The sequence below is a fragment of the Streptomyces sp. ICN903 genome, assembly GCF_022015835.1.
Taxonomy (GTDB): Bacteria; Actinomycetota; Actinomycetes; order Streptomycetales; family Streptomycetaceae; genus Streptomyces; species Streptomyces fenghuangensis.
The window spans coordinates 43,219-58,682 of sequence record NZ_JAKMAY010000002.1; the positions used below are offsets into that span (position 1 = coordinate 43,219).

The window sequence follows — 15,464 nt, forward strand, 5'->3', positions numbered from 1 at the left end:
CGACCTGTACATCAACCGGGCGCGCCCGGAGCGGGGTGGAACCCCGCCTCTGTGGCAACCAGCCTTTGCCGTGGGGTTGGTGGCGGCCTACGTGCCAGGGAGGCGGGAGATCAGAGGCGGTCCTTCGCTTCCACATAGGCCCAGACCATGTGGTCCAGTTCGGCGATGCACTCACGGCATCCGTAGAACGGCGCCTGTATCCCAGAAGAGGTCACAGGCCCGAGCCAGATCACGGGAATGTGCGAGCGCCGGCAGTACAACCAGCACATGCCTGTAGTCCATACGCGCCTTTCGTCCGCCTGCGCTGGGCACGGACGGCCGCTCGGAGGGTGCGGCGCCGCTCCCGGCAGAGGGCTGAAGGCACTCACTACGCGGTGGGCGGGACGGGGCACAGGCTTCCCCTTCGGCACCGGAGGCACTGGCACGGGGGCCAGCGGTCCGTCTTCGGAGGTTGGTCGACCGGCTTTACCGTGTGCGTACGCTTGACCGTCCGTCGCCTGCCGTCAGCGGACACCCGGTATACCGAGATCGTCATCATGTAGGCCCCCAGCTTGCCGTTCGTCGCCTGTTGTCGCTTTCCGTAATCAGTCAACGACAGATGCGTGTTGTGAAGGTGCACAAGAAGTGCACAACCCAAGGCACGGGTAGAAGCCCCTGAGAGCATGGAGACCGGAACAACCGACCAGGAAGACATGGCGCATGAGTGCGGAGATCACCACGCCCGGGCCCGGCGCGAACGTCAAGGTTCTGCGTCTGCGGCGGGGTTGGCTGCAAGACCAGCTCGCCGCCAGGGCCGGTATGTCGAAGTCGATGCTCGGGAAGATCGAGCGAGGCGACCGGCCGCTCACCCAGAGCATGGGAGCGGCGCTCGCGAACGCCTTCGGGATCACGCTGGACGAGCTGCTGGGGCAGGCTCCGGTACGGGCCGGCGACGAGGACCGGCTGAAAGAGCTGCGGAGCGTCATGCGGCGCTTCGACCTCCCGACCGGTGAGCCGGTCCAGGGTGACCGGATCGAGCGGGATCTCGCCGAGCTGTTCCGTCTGCGCGGTGACGCCGACCTCTCCGCCGTGACCCGGGCCCTGCCCGGCCTGCTGCGGCGAGTGCAGGACCACGCCCACGGCACAGGACTGCCCGAGGACTGGGCGAAGGTCGCCGACGTGTACAGCGCGGTCTACTGGCTGGCGGCCCGGCACCGCTGGATGACACTCGCGGAGCTGGCGGTCACCAGGCAGGGGCAGGCCGCGGAGCGGGCGAACGCCCTGACCCGCGCCGTGGCGGCCCGTGACGAGGCCGGAACCTTCCTCAACGGCGGCGACTTCGCCGGAGGGCTGGCCCTGGTGGACCAGGCTGTCGTGCTCGCCGAATCCACCATGCGGGGCAGGCCGCGCCACCTGGCTCTGGGGTTGCTGCACCTCAGGGGGATGACGCTGGCGGGCCGGCTGCGGGACGACCGGACCGCCGAGCGGCACATCAAGGCCGCACTAAAGGCCGCGGAGGCCGTCGGCACCGATGTCGACGTGCAGGGCGTGCACTTCGGTCCGGAGAACACGGTCACCCATGTGGTGGCGACCCGGGTGGACCTGAAGAGGAACGCCGAGGCGCTGGAGGACGCAGAGAGGTACCTCCGCAACGGGTACTCGCTGCCCGCGACCCGCATCGGCCCGCTCCACATGAACATCGCCAGGGCGAAACTGGCCCTGAAGGACCGGGACGGGGCGGTGGACTCCCTCATGGCGGCCTGGAGCGTCGTGCCGCAGATGGCGAAGGTCCACCCCACCAGTCAGGAACTGAGCAGGGTGCTCGTATCCCTGCACCGGCGGAGCAACCCGAGGATCAACACTCTGGCGAAGAGGGCCGGCATCCGCCTCTGACAGCGGATGACGGGCCGCAACGGCGGGAAGGCCCGGCCAGGGGTACCCGCTGGCCGGGGGCGGGGCGCGCTGACACACTGGCCGCATGCCCGAGCTGATCCTCCCCGACCCGCGCGTCCACGCCTCCTTCGTGGAGGCCATGAAGGAGTTCGAGGCCGAGGGCCGCGGCGGGCCGCAGGACAACTCGATGGTCGGCCGCGACATCCGCCGCTACGGCGGGCGCTGGCACGACCCGGAGGTCTTCGCCGCGTACGCCGCCGCCGTCCGCGCCGACGCGCGGGAGGACAGCCCGCGCCCCGAGGGCCACGTCCCGTGCACCACCCTGTGGTGGGTGGAAGGCGACACCTACCTCGGCCGTATCGCCATCCGGCACGAGCTCAACGGCTTCCTGCTCGACTACGGCGGCCACATCGGCTACGACGTCCGCGCATCCGCCCGCCGCCGCGGCCACGCCACCGCGATGCTGCGGGCCGCCCTGCCCGTCGTCCGCTCCCTCGGCATCGACCCGGTGCTGGTCACCTGCGACGACACCAACACCGCCTCCCGCCGTGTCATCGAGAAGTGCGGGGGTGTCTTCGAGGACCGGCGGGGGAAGAAACTGCGGTACTGGATCGCCACGGGACCGGCCGCACCGCAGGTGCGCGGGGCCGGTCCGGGAGAGGGCGGAGCCGTCGGCGAGTAGGCTGGTGGGTAGGTACGGGCCTACCGGCCCCGCACCGGCGGGGACGGCCCGGCCGCCAGTGTTCGACCGAGGGGCGCTCGTCGCGCCACCCCGCAGCAAGGAGAAGGATCCTGGGCAAGCGACAGCCCGAAGGCCCGCCGCCCGCACCCGCGGTGCAGCGCATCCGCCTGCGTTACACCAAACGCGGCCGCCTCCGGTTCACCAGCCACCGCGACTTCCAGCGCGCTTTCGAGCGGGCGCTCCGCCGGGCCGAGGTGCCCATGGCGTACTCCGCGGGCTTCACCCCGCACCCGAAGGTCTCGTACGCCAACGCGGCGCCGACCGGCACGGGCAGCGAGGCCGAGTACCTGGAGATCGCCCTCACCGAGCGGCGCGACCCGGAGGTGCTGCGGCGGCTGCTCGACGAGTCGCTGCCCGACGGACTCGACGTCGTCGACGCGGTGGAGGCGCACACCAGCGGCTTCGCCGACCGCCTGACGGCATCCCGCTGGGAGCTGCGGCTCGACGGGGTGGAGCCGGAGGAGGCCCGCAAGGCGGTGGAGGTCTTCCTCGCGGCGGACTCGGTCGAGGTCCGCAGGCAGACCAAGAAGGGCATGCGCACCTTCGACACACGTGCCGCCGTGGCATCGCTGGAGGCGGCCCCGGCCGGGTCCGATAGGCCCGGCGAGGGTCCCTGTGCGATACTGCGCCTGGTGGTACGGCACCTGACACCTGCCGTACGACCCGACGACGTCCTGTCCGGCCTCCGAGCTACGGCCGACCTGGCGCCGCCGGTCCCCGCAGCGGTGACCAGGCTGGCGCAGGGGCCGCTCGATGAGGAGACCGGCACGGTGACCGATCCGCTTGCGCCCGACCGCGACGCAACCCCCGCCGCGACGGTGCCGGACGGCACCGCGTAAGGCCGACGCCGCCGCGCCGCCGATGTGCGAGGCACCAGGGAGCCACCCGGGTCCGGCCGTCAGGCAGGCGCATCCACCAGCAGACTTTCGCCGTGTCCGGGCCCGACGGCACGGAACCGGCGAGCGAGACGACAGCTCCCGTGCGGCGCCCGCGCCCCGGACAGCGGCCCGCGCACATCACGCGGAGCCCGGCCGGATCGAGGCACGGCGCCCGGGAGCGTGAACGGGAGAACCGCCCGCATGCGCGAGCCCATGGAATCCGCGGAGTCCACACCCGCGGAGAACACCGACATCACACCCGCAGCGCCCGCCGTGACCGGAACGGAGGCGGAGTCCGGGCAGGGCAGCCCCAGCGACACGCTGCCGCCGCGCCGGCGCCGCCGCGCAGTGTCCCGCCCGGCGGGGCCGCCCGCGGCGGCCTCGGCCGAGCCGGAGGTCGTCACCACGGCGACCGCCGCCGCACCGGCCGGGGACACGTCTGCGCAGGCCGGCGAGCCCGAGCCCGCCGAACCCGCCGCCGGGGCGCAGGCCGCGCCCGCGCGGCCCCGGCGCCGCGCCGTCCGCCGTGCCTCCGCTCCGGCGGGCCCGCCGCAGGCGGCCGAGACGGTCGTGCCCGCCGATCCGGCCGGCGCGGAGTCCGAGCCCGCCGCCGAGACGCCCGAGCCGGCCGGTGCCCCCGAGCCCGCGGCGGCCGAGGAGCAGCCGGCCCCGGCGCGTACGCGCCGCCGTGCCACCCGCCGTGCCTCCGCCCCCGCGGGCCCGCCGCAGGCGGCCGCGCAGGACGCGGAGCAGGAGGAGCCCGCCGCGCGGGACGCGGAGCCGGAGAAGCCCGCCGCGCCGGCCGCCGAGGAGCAGCAGGCGCCCGCCCGCGCCCGGCGGCGCACCCGCAGGACCGCCGAGAAGGCCGACCGGCAGGAGACCGTCCAGCAGGAGACCGCGCAGGAGAAGCCCGCCGCCGAGGAGCCGGCCCAGGCGCCGGCCCAGGTCTCGGCCGGGGCCCCCGCCGAGGCCGAGAAGCCCGCGCGGACCCGGAAGTCCGCGAAGGTGCGGGCGGCCGAGGCCGCCGAGGCCGCCGAGGCGGAGAAGCCCGCGCGGTCCGGGACGCCGGAGCGGTCCGGGGAGTCCGCCGCCGAGGCCGAGCCCGCCGCTTCCCGGCGCTCCCGCAGGAAGCCGCCGACGGCGCCGGTGGCGGTGTTCCAGGCGCCCGTGTTCGCCGAGCCGGTCTTCCAGACCCCCGAGACCGCGGCGGTCGCCGCCGCCGAGTCCGACGAGGAGGAGGAGCCGGAGACCTCCGAGGAGTACGGGACCGAGGCCGGCGGCACCGCGGAGGCCGAGCGCGAGGAGCGCGCCGCGGCCCGCCGCCGCCGTCGTCGCCGCCGCCGCAGCGGCGAGCCCGCCGAGCAGGAGGAGCGGGACGAGCAGCCCGCCGCCGAGGCCGGGGAGACCGAGGAGACCGGGGCGAGGTCCGCCGCCGAGGAGGACGGCGAGGAGGACGAGGAGACCTACGGCCGGGACGAGGCCGGCGAGGGCGAGGAGCGTCCCTCGCGCCGCCGCCGCCGCGGCGGACGCCGCCGCCGTCGCGGCTCCGACGCCGAGACCTCCGAGTACGCCGGTGAGGGCGAGGAGGGCGACGAGACCCGCGAGAGCGCCGGGGAGACCGGGGGAGCGGCCGCCGAGGGCGGCCGGGAGGACGAGGAGCGGGGCGAGGGCGCCGAGGAGCCCCAGGGCTCCAGCAGCACCTCGCGCCGCCGTCGCCGGCGCCGCCGCCGCAGCGGCGAGGCCGAGCCCCAGGCCGCCGAGGCGGCCCCGGACGACCCGGAGCGCACGGTCGTCAAGGTGCGCGAGCCGCGGAAGAAGAAGGACGAGCCCTCCGAGAGCGCCGACGGCGTGCAGTCCATCAAGGGCTCCACCCGTCTGGAGGCCAAGAAGCAGCGCCGCCGCGAGGGCCGCGAGCAGGGCCGCCGCCGCGTCCCGATCATCACCGAGGCCGAGTTCCTGGCCCGCCGCGAGGCCGTCGAGCGCGTCATGGTCGTCCGCCAGAGCGGCGAGCGCACCCAGATCGGGGTGCTGGAGGACGGCGTCCTCGTCGAGCACTTCGTCAACAAGGAGCAGGCCACCAGCTACGTCGGCAACGTCTACCTGGGCAAGGTCCAGAACGTCCTGCCGTCGATGGAGGCCGCCTTCGTCGACATCGGCAAGGGGCGCAACGCCGTCCTGTACGCCGGTGAGGTGAACTTCGAGGCGCTGGGCCTGTCCGGTGGTCCGCGCCGGATCGAGACCGCGCTCAAGTCCGGCCAGTCCGTCCTGGTCCAGGTGACCAAGGACCCGATCGGCCACAAGGGCGCCCGGCTGACCAGCCAGGTCTCCCTCCCCGGCCGCTACCTGGTCTACGTGCCCGAGGGCTCGATGACCGGCATCAGCCGCAAGCTGCCGGACACCGAGCGGGCCCGCCTCAAGCAGATCCTCAAGCGGATCGTCCCCGAGGACGCGGGCGTCATCGTCCGCACCGCCGCCGAGGGCGCCAGCGAGGACGAGCTGCGCCGCGATGTCGAGCGGCTCCAGGCGCAGTGGGAGGACATCCAGAAGAAGGCCCGCAAGGGCGGCGCGCCGACGCTGCTCTACGGCGAGCCGGACATGACCGTCCGGGTCGTCCGCGACATCTTCAACGAGGACTTCTCCAAGGTCGTCATCAGCGGCGACCAGGCGTGGGAGACGATCCACGGATACGTCTCGCACGTCGCGCCGGACCTCGCCGACCGGCTCCAGCGCTGGACCTCCGAGGTGGACGTCTTCGCCACCTACCGGATCGACGAGCAGCTGATGAAGGCGCTGGACCGCAAGGTCTGGCTGCCCAGCGGCGGATCGCTGGTCATCGACCGCACCGAGGCGATGGTCGTGATCGACGTCAACACCGGCAAGTTCACCGGCCAGGGCGGCAACCTGGAGGAGACGGTCACCAGGAACAACCTGGAGGCGGCCGAGGAGATCGTGCGCCAGCTCAGGCTGCGCGACCTCGGCGGCATCATCGTGATCGACTTCATCGACATGGTGCTGGAGTCCAACCGCGACCTGGTGATGCGGCGCCTGCTGGAGTGCCTGGGCCGCGACCGCACCAAGCACCAGGTGGCCGAGGTCACCTCGCTGGGGCTGGTCCAGATGACGCGCAAGCGGGTCGGCCAGGGGCTGCTGGAGTCCTTCTCCGAGACCTGTGTGCACTGCAACGGCCGGGGCCTGATCGTCCACATGGACCAGGTGCAGACCCAGGGCGGCGGCGGTGGCGGCAAGCGCGGCAGGAAGAAGGGCAAGGCCGCGGCCCAGCAGCCCGAGGCCCCCGTCGAGGTCCCCGCCGCCGAGGAGCCGGCCGAGGCGCCCGCGCCCTCCGTGGAGGAGCCGGCGGCCGAGACGCCCGCCGAGGTGGCGGCGGAGGCCGCCGCGCCGGCCGCGCTGCCGGAGCCGGAGTTCGTCCCGGACGAGGAGCTGTACAGCAGCGCCGCCGAGGCCGAGGAGGCCGCCCGGCGCGGCCGCAGGCGGCGGCGCACCGGAGGACGCAAGGTGTCGGCTCCGGCGGGTCCGCCGAAGGCGGCTGCCGCGGTGGAGGCCGCGGTGACGGTGGTTCCGGCTGCGGAGGAGGCGCCGCGGGCGCCCGTGGAGGAGCCGGCCGAGGCGGCGGCGGAGCCCGCCCCCGAGCCCGCCGTGTCCGAGACCCCCGCGCCCGAGGCCGCAGAGTCCGAGACCGCCGCGCCCGAGCCGGCCGCCGAGGCGGAGGCCGGGCCGCGTACCCGGCGCCGTGGTGCGCGCAAGGTGTCGGCTCCGGCGGGTCCGCCGAAGGCGGCTGCCGAGGTGGAGGCCGCGGTGACGGTGGTTCCGGCTGCGGAGGAGGCGCCGCGGGCGCCTGTGGAGGAGCCGGCCGAGGCGGCGGCGGAGTCCGCCCCCGAGCCCGCTGCGCCGGCCCGTCCCCGCCGTCGTGTGGTGCGCCGTGCGGCGGCCCCGGCCGGATCCCCCGAGACGGCCGAGATCACCGAGCCCGCCGTCCCGTCCGCCGAGCCCGCGGCCGAACCGGAGCCGGTCGCCGAGGAGCCGGCCGAGGTCCCCGGGGAGGCCCCCTCCCAGCCGGACGGGGAGGCTTCCGCCGAGGAGGCCGCTCCGGCGAAGAAGACGGCCCGCAAGACGGCCAAGAAGGCCGCCGCCAAGAAGACCGCGTCCACGGCGAAGAAGGCCACCGCCAAGACGGCGGCCTCCAAGACCGCCGCCAAGAAGACGACGGCGAAGAAGACGGCCGCCAAGAAGACCTCGGCGTCGGCGGCCAAGAAGACGACGGCGAAGAAGGCCGCGACCAAGACGGCGGCCTCCAAGACCGCCGCCAAGAAGACGGCCGCCCGCAGGACGGCGGCGGCCGAGCAGCAGAACCCGCCGTCCGTCTCGGCCCCGGCCGAGGACTGACGGAGGAGGAACCGGCCCCGGACGCCCACCGGCGTCCGGGGCCGGTTTGACCCCCCGCGACAAAGCCCCGTAACCTTGACCGTCGCGGCGTGTCGATGGACACGCCAGGCTCCTGAGCAAATCCCTCCACGCACTCCGCGAGGCGTCGCGTGAGCGCGAGGAGAGGCCGCTCAATCCACTTGGATCCGCACGGGCCCGGCCCGTGGCGAGCGGCTGGCATCAGGGGCCCCACCCACGAGCGAGAGAGAGTTCCGCGTGTACGCGATCGTGCGCACCGGCGGCCGCCAGCAGAAGGTGTCCGTCGGCGACGTCATTGAGGTTGACCGTATCTCCACCAGCAAGGTCGGCGACAGCGTCGAGCTCTCGACCCTGCTCATCGTCGATGGCGACGCGGTCACCAGCGACCCGTGGGTCCTGGCCGGCGTGAAGGTCCACGCCGAGGTCGTGGACCACCACAAGGGTGCCAAGATCGACATCATGAAGTACAAGAACAAGACCGGCTACCGCAAGCGGATCGGTCACCGTCAGCTGCACACCGCGCTGAAGATCACCGGCATCGACGCCCCGGCGACGAAGTAAGGGACTGAGGAGAGATGGCACACAAGAAGGGCGCATCGTCCACTCGGAACGGTCGTGACTCCAACGCCCAGCGGCTCGGCGTGAAGCGCTTCGGCGGTCAGGTCGTCAACGCGGGCGAGATCCTGGTCCGCCAGCGCGGCACCCACTTCCACCCGGGCTCCGGCGTGGGCCGCGGCGGCGACGACACCCTGTTCGCGCTGGCCGCCGGCGCGGTGCAGTTCGGCACCGCTCGTGGCCGCAAGGTCGTGAACATCGTCCCGGTCGCCGAGTAACCACCGGCACCGGTACGACCCGCAGCACCCTCCGAGGGCGGACCGCCTCCCGTCCGTACGTGCCCCGCGCGTACGGACGGGGAAGCGGTTCCGCCCTCGGCGCGTTGTACGAAGGCGGCCCGCGCGAGCGCCGTGCCGCCGCACCGGCGCGCGGCGCCGCCCCCGACCGGCGGATCCGCACCCCCGCACCCCGCACATCCCCTAGAACACCAGCCTGGAGGCACCCGTCATGACCACCTTCGTGGACCGCGTCGAGTTGCACGTCGCCGCGGGTAACGGAGGCCACGGCTGTGCCTCCGTCCACCGTGAGAAGTTCAAGCCGCTGGGCGGCCCGGACGGCGGCAACGGCGGCCGGGGCGGGGACGTGATCCTCGTCGTCGACCAGTCCGTGACCACGCTGCTGGAGTACCACCACACCCCGCACCGCCGGGCGACCAACGGCAAGCCCGGCGAGGGTGGCAACCGCTCGGGCGCGGACGGCAGCGACCTGGTGCTGCCCGTCCCGGACGGCACCGTCGTCCTGGACCGGCAGGGCAACGTGCTGGCCGACCTCGTCGGCCAGGGCACCACCTTCGTCGCCGGACGCGGCGGACGCGGCGGCCTGGGCAACGCCGCGCTGGCCTCGGCCCGCCGCAAGGCACCGGGCTTCGCGCTGCTGGGCGAGCCGGGGGAGACCCGCGACATCGTCCTGGAGCTGAAGACGGTGGCGGACGTGGCCCTGGTCGGCTACCCGTCGGCGGGCAAGTCGTCCCTGATCTCCGTCCTCTCCGCGGCCAAGCCGAAGATCGCCGACTACCCCTTCACCACCCTGGTGCCCAACCTGGGCGTGGTGACGGCCGGCGCCACCGTCTACACCATCGCCGACGTGCCCGGCCTGATCCCCGGCGCCAGCCAGGGCAAGGGGCTGGGACTGGAGTTCCTGCGCCACGTGGAGCGCTGCGAGGTCCTGGTCCACGTGCTGGACTGCGCGACGCTGGAGTCCGAGCGCGACCCGGTGACCGACCTCGACGCCATCGAGGCCGAGCTGGCCCAGTACGGCGGTCTGGACGGCAGGCCGCGCGTGGTGGTGCTCAACAAGGTGGACATCCCCGACGGCCAGGACCTGGCCGACATCATCCGCCCCGACCTGGAGGCGCGCGGCTACCCGGTCTTCGAGGTCTCGGCCGTCAGCCGCAAGGGGCTCAAGGAGCTGTCCTTCGCCCTGGCGGGGATCGTGGAGGAGGCGCGCGCGGCCAGGCCGAAGGAGGAGGCGACCCGTATCGTCATCCGCCCCCAGGCCGTGGACGACGCCGGCTTCACCGTCACCCAGGAGGGCGACGGCTTCTTCCGGGTGCGCGGCGAGAAGCCGGAGCGCTGGGTGCGCCAGACCGACTTCAGCAACGACGAGGCCGTCGGCTACCTCGCCGACCGGCTCAACCGCCTCGGTGTCGAGGACGAGCTGATGAAGGCGGGAGCCCGCGAGGGCGACGGCGTGGCCATCGGCCCGGAGGAGAACGCGGTCGTCTTCGACTGGGAGCCCTCGGTGGCCGCGGGCGCGGAGATGCTCGGCCGCCGCGGCGAGGACCACCGCATGGACACCATCCGCCCGGCCGCCCAGCGCCGCCGCGACCGCGACGCGGAGCGCGACGAGGCCCTGCGCGCGTACGAGGGCTTCGACCCCTTCGAGGAGCAGTAGCCGCGGCGCGGCACGGACGCCGGAAGCGGCGGCGGCCCCGCACCCTTCCTTCCCGGGAGGGTGCGGGGCCACCGCCGCTTCCGGCCCGCGGGCCGGGTGTCTCAGGTGGTGAGGGAGTTCTCCGAGTCGCTGGGATCGCTCTCCTGACCGGCCTCGGCCGCTTCCGTCGCCTCGGCGGCCACCCGTGGCGCCGGGGCGTCGTCGGTGCGCAGGGCCATCAGCTCACGGCGCCTGTCCGCCTTGGCGCACAGCGCCGCGACCGCCTGGTCGAAGCGGACGATCGAGGGCGGGTCGGCCGGACCCAGCAGGTGCGTCTTCAGCTCGGCACGGGCCCGCGCCATGGTGTCCCGGGACGGATCCCGGACGGAGTCCAGCAGGGCGGGCACGCCGGCGGCGTCGGGCGTGAGGATCGTGGCCGCCCGCACGGTCGGCAGGCCGGCCCTGAACTCCTCCTCCGCCAGACCGCTGGTGTTGGCGACCGCGTACGGCTTCTCACTGGCCAGCCAGTCCGAGACCACGCTGGAGACGTCGCTGATCAGCAGGTCGGACCGGTTGAAGCAGGCGTACAGGGCGGGGCGCGGCCCGGTGACGACCAGATGCTCCCAGTCGGGGAAGGACGCCCAGTAGGCCTCCTCCCAGGCGGCCGTCGCGGCCGCCACCGCCGCCTCCCGGTCCCCCTTCGGGGTGGACTGGAGCAGCATCCGCTCCATCTCGTCCGCGCTCGGCCGGAACGCCGTGCTGGTCAGCTCGTCCAGCTCGGCGGTGCGGCGGGCCAGCTCGGCGGCGGCCTCCGGGCCGGGGCGCGGGCCGGAGCGCCGGGCGTTGGCCTCGGCGATCATCTGCTGGATGCGCTCGTTGGCGCGGGCCGCGCGCGGGTCCACCGAACCGGTCATCGGGTGGGGCTTGTACAGCAGCCGCACCTTCGGGTCCGCCAGCAGGGCGCGGACGATGTTCTCGCCGGCCAGGATGACGGAGGTGTTGCCCGGGTCGTCGGTCCAGCCCTCCCAGGTGGGCGCGTACAGCACCGTGACGGGGCCGTCCGAGGCCGGAGGCCCGGCGTACGGGCGGATCGGCGCGAGCTGCGGACGGCCGACCTCCACCACGTCGCGGTCGTCGACGCCGATGTCGGCGAGCCGGTAGCGGTCCCGTGCGGCCCGGCCCGCGACCCACACCTCGTCGTAGGCCTTGGCGTAGGGGTTGCAGCTGGAGAGCTTGTCGCTCTCGCCGTGGTTGATGAAGGCGTGCTTGATCGAGGGGATGCGCAGCACCTGCGAGGTCTTACCGGAGTTCGCCGGGTGCAGCATCATCTTGAGCGAGGAGTGCTCCAGCCGCATGAGGTGGGCGACCTTGGGGATGCACACGATGGGCACGTCGGTCGCGTCGATCTTCTGCACCATGAACCGCTCGCGCAGCACGATCAGCGGCCTGGCCTCCAGCTCGGAGAGCGTGCCCAGCCACATGTTGGCCTGGTAGGCGGAGGCGGCGCCGCCGGAGAAGTACATCGCCACCGTCGGCCGGTACTCGGCCAGCCAGCGGTCCAGCCACTCCAGCGCCTGCTGCTCGTTCACGGGCTGCGCGCCCGGCCGCAGCCAGGCGGCCAGTCGCAGTATGCCGCCCAGGTGGAGCAGCAGGGTGAGGCCCACGCCCAGCAGGCCCCACAGGCCGTCGGTGGTCAGGGCCGAGGCCATCAGGCCGGCCGTGGCGGGCAGGGCGAAGTACAGCAGCCGGCGGCTGGGCTGGCGGGCCAGCAGCCGCGGCGGCGCGGCGGACAGCCGCAGGGCGGAGGCGTCGATGTTGCGGGTGACGAAGGGCAGGGTGCGCCGACGCCTGATCAGCAGCGAGATCGCCTGGCAGCAGAAGTGCAGGAAGTAGCCGGCCAGCAGGGCCAGGGCCAGGGGCTGCTCCTCGAGCGGGTCGATGCCCGGCAGCCGGACCAGGCCGACGACGATCAGCGCGTCACGCAGCAGCTGGCGGGTGGTGACGTCGAAGCGCAGCCTGCCCAGCGCGGCGACCAGCCAGGGCTGCCGGTGCACCAGGTACAGGTCGAGCACGAGGCCGACGGACGAGCCCGCGACGAACAGGGCGGTGTCCGCCAGCAGCGCGCCCAGCGACTGCGCGAGGAAGGCCGCGCCCAGCAGCACGGGGAGGGCCAGAGCGCGTTTCACCGAGAAACCCGGGGGGGCGGGCCGGGCGGCACCTCTCTCGGACCGCTTCTTGCTGCGGAAAAGCCTCAGGACTGGGAACGAGGCGGACATCAGGCAGGTCACGCTCCAGGAAGGGACGTCATACGTGTCGTCTCGCCTACCGCCCACCCCCTGCCTTCCGGGCCTCCCGGCACCGCTCCCCAACGGCGATCGGCATGCGACGGAGTGTTCGACGACCACTCGGTGATGCGTTTGCGGCGCTCATCCTACGGTCACCGCGGCGGTGTCCTCGCGCGGTGCCCTCGCGCAACGCCGGGCGGGGCGGTGAACGGAAGAGCTCGCCTCCGTCCGCCGCCCCGCCCGGTGGCGTGCGTGCCCCGCCTGCCTAGCGTCCCGCGGCGGCTCCGTCGCGGGAGGGCAGGCTCTCCCCGGCCGGGCCGCCCGGCTGGGCCGGGATCCCGGAGGCGGCCTCGGGAGAGGCCTGCGCAGTGGCCCCGGGGGCTTCCGGAACCTCGGGGACCGGGTAGGAGGCCAGGGTGCGCTCGAAGTCCCTGGTGGACAGCAGCAGCTTGTAGATGATCGCGAGCTCGAACACCATCAGCAGGGCGCCCGCCGCGATGGTCACCGGCATGATCGCGCCGAGGACCGGTCCCACGATGAAGACGGCCATCTGGAACTCGATGCCGCTCACCAGGTGGGTGCGGACGCGGTGCCGGAGCAGGAAGGTGCGGAAGCGGCCGTACCAGGGGAAACGGCTCTTGAACTCCACGTGCAGGTCGATGACCTTCTTCTCCTGCGGCCGGGCCTGCGCACCGTCCTCGGCCCCGGCGTCCGGGCCGTCCTGCCGGGAACCCTCGTCGAGGTCGGCCGTGGGGTTCTCACGGAGGAGGTCCTCCATGAAGGCGATCCCCTGCTCCTCGTCGCCGTCGTTCTCCCGCTCCTGCTCCCGATCCCGTTCGCGCTGCTCGCGCTCGCGGTCACGCTCCAGCTCCTCGGCGGTCATCAGCGCCCTCGCCGCCCGGCGGCTGGCCTTGGCACGGGCCCTGATCTTCTTGCGCATGCTGTGGCGCACCTTGAAGATCTGGAGCGCGTCCAGGTAGCGCAGGGCGTCCAGGAAGACCACGACGAGGGCCAGCCAGACGTACGCCACCTCCCCCGTGCGGGAGTACTGGCCACCCATCAGCGCGACGGCGCAGACCAGCACCCGCACCCGGTCGAACACGTAGTCCAGCCAGCCGCCGAACTCCGAGCCCTTCCCCGTGAGGCGGGCGAGCTTGCCGTCCATGCAGTCCAGGATGAAGCTCAGGTGGTAGAGCCCGGCCCCGATCAGCAGCCACTTCCAGTCGCCGCGCGCGAAGCAGGCGGCGGCGGCGAGGCCGAGGAAGAGCGCCCCCCAGGTGATCTGGTTCGGCGTCACCCTGGTCCACTTCGCCGTCCACCGGACCAGGGGGGTGGCCACGGGATCGACGAGCAGCACCGTCCACCAGGCATCGCGCTTCTTCTCGGTGATGCGGCGCACTTCGGAAAGGGGGGGTATGTCCATGTCAGGTAGGTAATCCTCGTAGCCGGTCGGGGGGGGTGGGCCGGATCCGGGTGACGCCTGAGGAGTCCGCACACCCGGATGTTCCGCGCAACCCTCGCAGGGCGCGCAGAGTGTACGCAGCCCGCAGATTGGGTTACCTGCGGGTGCAATCAATCTGAACCCGAAGTTAAGACACATGGGATGACCGGATGGTTGCCCTCGATTTCGGCCACACGTTCGCCGGAGGGCAGAACAGGCCCGGCTCAGGTGCCGGAGGCCGCGGCGCGCCGCTCCCGCCCCGTCCGCGACGGCCGCTCGGGCGCGAAGAACCACTCCAGACGCGGCTCCATGACCCAGCGGAAGGCACTGACCACCAAAGGCGTGGTCAGTGCCACGGCCACCGCGGCCGCGGCGGCCGTGACGAACAGGAAGCCCGCCGGGCTGTTCACGAAGCCGCCCTCGTACCAGCCCCAGTAGTGCGCACCCTTGGCCAGGAAGCCGTGCAGCAGGTACGCGTAGAGCGTCCCGGCCCCCAGCGCCGTGAACCAGGTGCGGCGGGAGGGCGTCAGGCTCAGGAAGGCGGCGCTCAGCAGCAGGGAGCAGCCGAGCATGCCCAGCGTCATCAGCACCCCGACCCAGCCGGGAGCGCCGAGTTCCTGGGCCGCGTAGCGGTGGTAGAACCAGTCCGGGTTCATCCGGGGCACGGCCCAGTAGGCCGCCAGGGCGCCCAGGGCGAGGACGGCCGGCGCGAGCAACCGCATCCGCCGCTCCCGCAGCGCCTCGAAGTGGCGCCGCTCCAGACGCAGGCCCAGCACGAAGAACGGCAGGTACTGGAGCACCCGCTGCAGGGCCAGGTCGCCGCCGATGTCCGGGGAGGCCGTGGCGAAGGCGGCCAGGACGACCGACACGGTGAAGGGGTGCCGCAGCGCACGCCACAGGGGAGCGGTCAGCCGCCAGATGAACAGCGCCATGAGGAACCAGGTCAGGTACCAGGGGTACAGCAGGGTGATCCTCAGCTCCTCACCGGTGTTCCAGGCGCGGAACAGGTTGAGCGCGGTCTCGAAGACGATGTACGGCACGACCACTCCGGTGACCAGCCGCCGGATCTGGCGCGGCCGGAAGGAGAAGCTCCGTGAGAAGTGGCCCGAGACGATGGTGAAGGCGGGCATGTGGAAGGCGTACAGCAGCAGGTAGCCCGCCGCCATGACCCGGCTGCCGTCGCGCAGTCCCTCCCAGGAGTGCCCGACGACGACCAGCACGACGGCCAGGAACTTGGCGTTGTCGAAGAACGCGTCGCGCTCTCGGGGGCGTCCGCCTCTCTCCGAGTCCGGGGCGCCCGGGGTGTCCGGGGCGGTCGAGCCGCCCGGGGTGTCCGGGGA

At 73.3% G+C, this 15,464-nt stretch carries 10 protein-coding genes; 7 read left to right on the forward strand and 3 right to left on the reverse strand.

Annotation, left to right across the window (positions count from 1 at the left end; genetic code table 11):
* Window positions 1-699: 699 nt before the first annotated feature.
* The 7 genes from L7D48_RS00470 (at window position 700) to obgE (ending at window position 10,419) form a co-directional block, all read left to right on the forward strand.
* Window positions 700-1,872, forward strand: a complete 1,173-nt coding sequence (locus L7D48_RS00470; RefSeq protein ID WP_101254282.1) for a helix-turn-helix domain-containing protein — start codon at window positions 700-702, stop codon at window positions 1,870-1,872.
* Between the two features lie 85 nt (window positions 1,873-1,957).
* Window positions 1,958-2,554: a GNAT family N-acetyltransferase gene (locus tag L7D48_RS00475; protein WP_237875905.1), complete on the forward strand. Its 597-nt coding sequence runs from the start codon at window positions 1,958-1,960 to the stop codon at window positions 2,552-2,554.
* A 152-nt stretch (window positions 2,555-2,706) separates the two neighbouring features.
* Window positions 2,707-3,453 (forward strand): TIGR03936 family radical SAM-associated protein, encoded by a 747-nt coding sequence (locus L7D48_RS00480; protein WP_237875907.1) that lies wholly within the window; start codon window positions 2,707-2,709, stop codon window positions 3,451-3,453.
* A gap of 240 nt (window positions 3,454-3,693) precedes the next feature.
* The gene (locus L7D48_RS00485; RefSeq protein ID WP_237875909.1) at window positions 3,694-7,893 is read left to right on the forward strand and encodes an Rne/Rng family ribonuclease; all 4,200 of its coding nucleotides are present in this window, start codon (window positions 3,694-3,696) and stop codon (window positions 7,891-7,893) included.
* A gap of 255 nt (window positions 7,894-8,148) precedes the next feature.
* Window positions 8,149-8,472: a 50S ribosomal protein L21 gene (gene rplU / locus L7D48_RS00490; protein ID WP_093654483.1), complete on the forward strand. Its 324-nt coding sequence runs from the start codon at window positions 8,149-8,151 to the stop codon at window positions 8,470-8,472.
* A 14-nt stretch (window positions 8,473-8,486) separates the two neighbouring features.
* The gene (gene rpmA, locus L7D48_RS00495) at window positions 8,487-8,744 is read left to right on the forward strand and encodes a 50S ribosomal protein L27 (RefSeq protein WP_206348754.1); all 258 of its coding nucleotides are present in this window, start codon (window positions 8,487-8,489) and stop codon (window positions 8,742-8,744) included.
* Between the two features lie 229 nt (window positions 8,745-8,973).
* Window positions 8,974-10,419 carry a GTPase ObgE gene (gene obgE, locus L7D48_RS00500; protein WP_237875911.1) on the forward strand — a complete coding sequence of 482 codons (1,446 nt, stop codon included), beginning with the start codon at window positions 8,974-8,976 and terminating at the stop codon, window positions 10,417-10,419.
* Window positions 10,420-10,520: 101 nt separating this feature from the next.
* Here obgE and L7D48_RS00505 read toward each other — a convergent pair whose 3' ends face one another.
* The 3 genes from L7D48_RS00505 to L7D48_RS00515 all read right to left on the reverse strand — a co-directional run.
* Window positions 10,521-12,584 (reverse strand): hypothetical protein, encoded by a 2,064-nt coding sequence (locus L7D48_RS00505; RefSeq protein WP_237875913.1) that lies wholly within the window; start codon window positions 12,582-12,584, stop codon window positions 10,521-10,523.
* A gap of 364 nt (window positions 12,585-12,948) precedes the next feature.
* Entirely contained in the window at window positions 12,949-14,106 is a 1,158-nt protein-coding gene (locus L7D48_RS00510) for a CDP-alcohol phosphatidyltransferase family protein (RefSeq protein ID WP_237875915.1), read from the reverse strand.
* Between the two features lie 242 nt (window positions 14,107-14,348).
* The coding region (locus L7D48_RS00515; RefSeq protein WP_237875917.1) for an acyltransferase family protein at window positions 14,349-15,464 on the reverse strand (1,116 nt) is incomplete at its 5' end.

What these genes read in the sequence shown, in the direction of transcription:
- L7D48_RS00470 (WP_101254282.1), top strand. Translation starts at nt 700, where the DNA reads ATGAGTGCGGAGATCACCACGCCCGGGCCCGGCGCGAACGTCAAGGTT.
- L7D48_RS00475 (WP_237875905.1), top strand. Translation starts at nt 1,958, where the DNA reads ATGCCCGAGCTGATCCTCCCCGACCCGCGCGTCCACGCCTCCTTCGTG.
- L7D48_RS00485 (WP_237875909.1), top strand. Translation starts at nt 3,694, where the DNA reads ATGCGCGAGCCCATGGAATCCGCGGAGTCCACACCCGCGGAGAACACC.
- rpmA (WP_206348754.1), top strand. Translation starts at nt 8,487, where the DNA reads ATGGCACACAAGAAGGGCGCATCGTCCACTCGGAACGGTCGTGACTCC.
- obgE (WP_237875911.1), top strand. Translation starts at nt 8,974, where the DNA reads ATGACCACCTTCGTGGACCGCGTCGAGTTGCACGTCGCCGCGGGTAAC.
- L7D48_RS00510 (WP_237875915.1), bottom strand. Translation starts at nt 14,106, where the DNA reads ATGGACATACCCCCCCTTTCCGAAGTGCGCCGCATCACCGAGAAGAAG.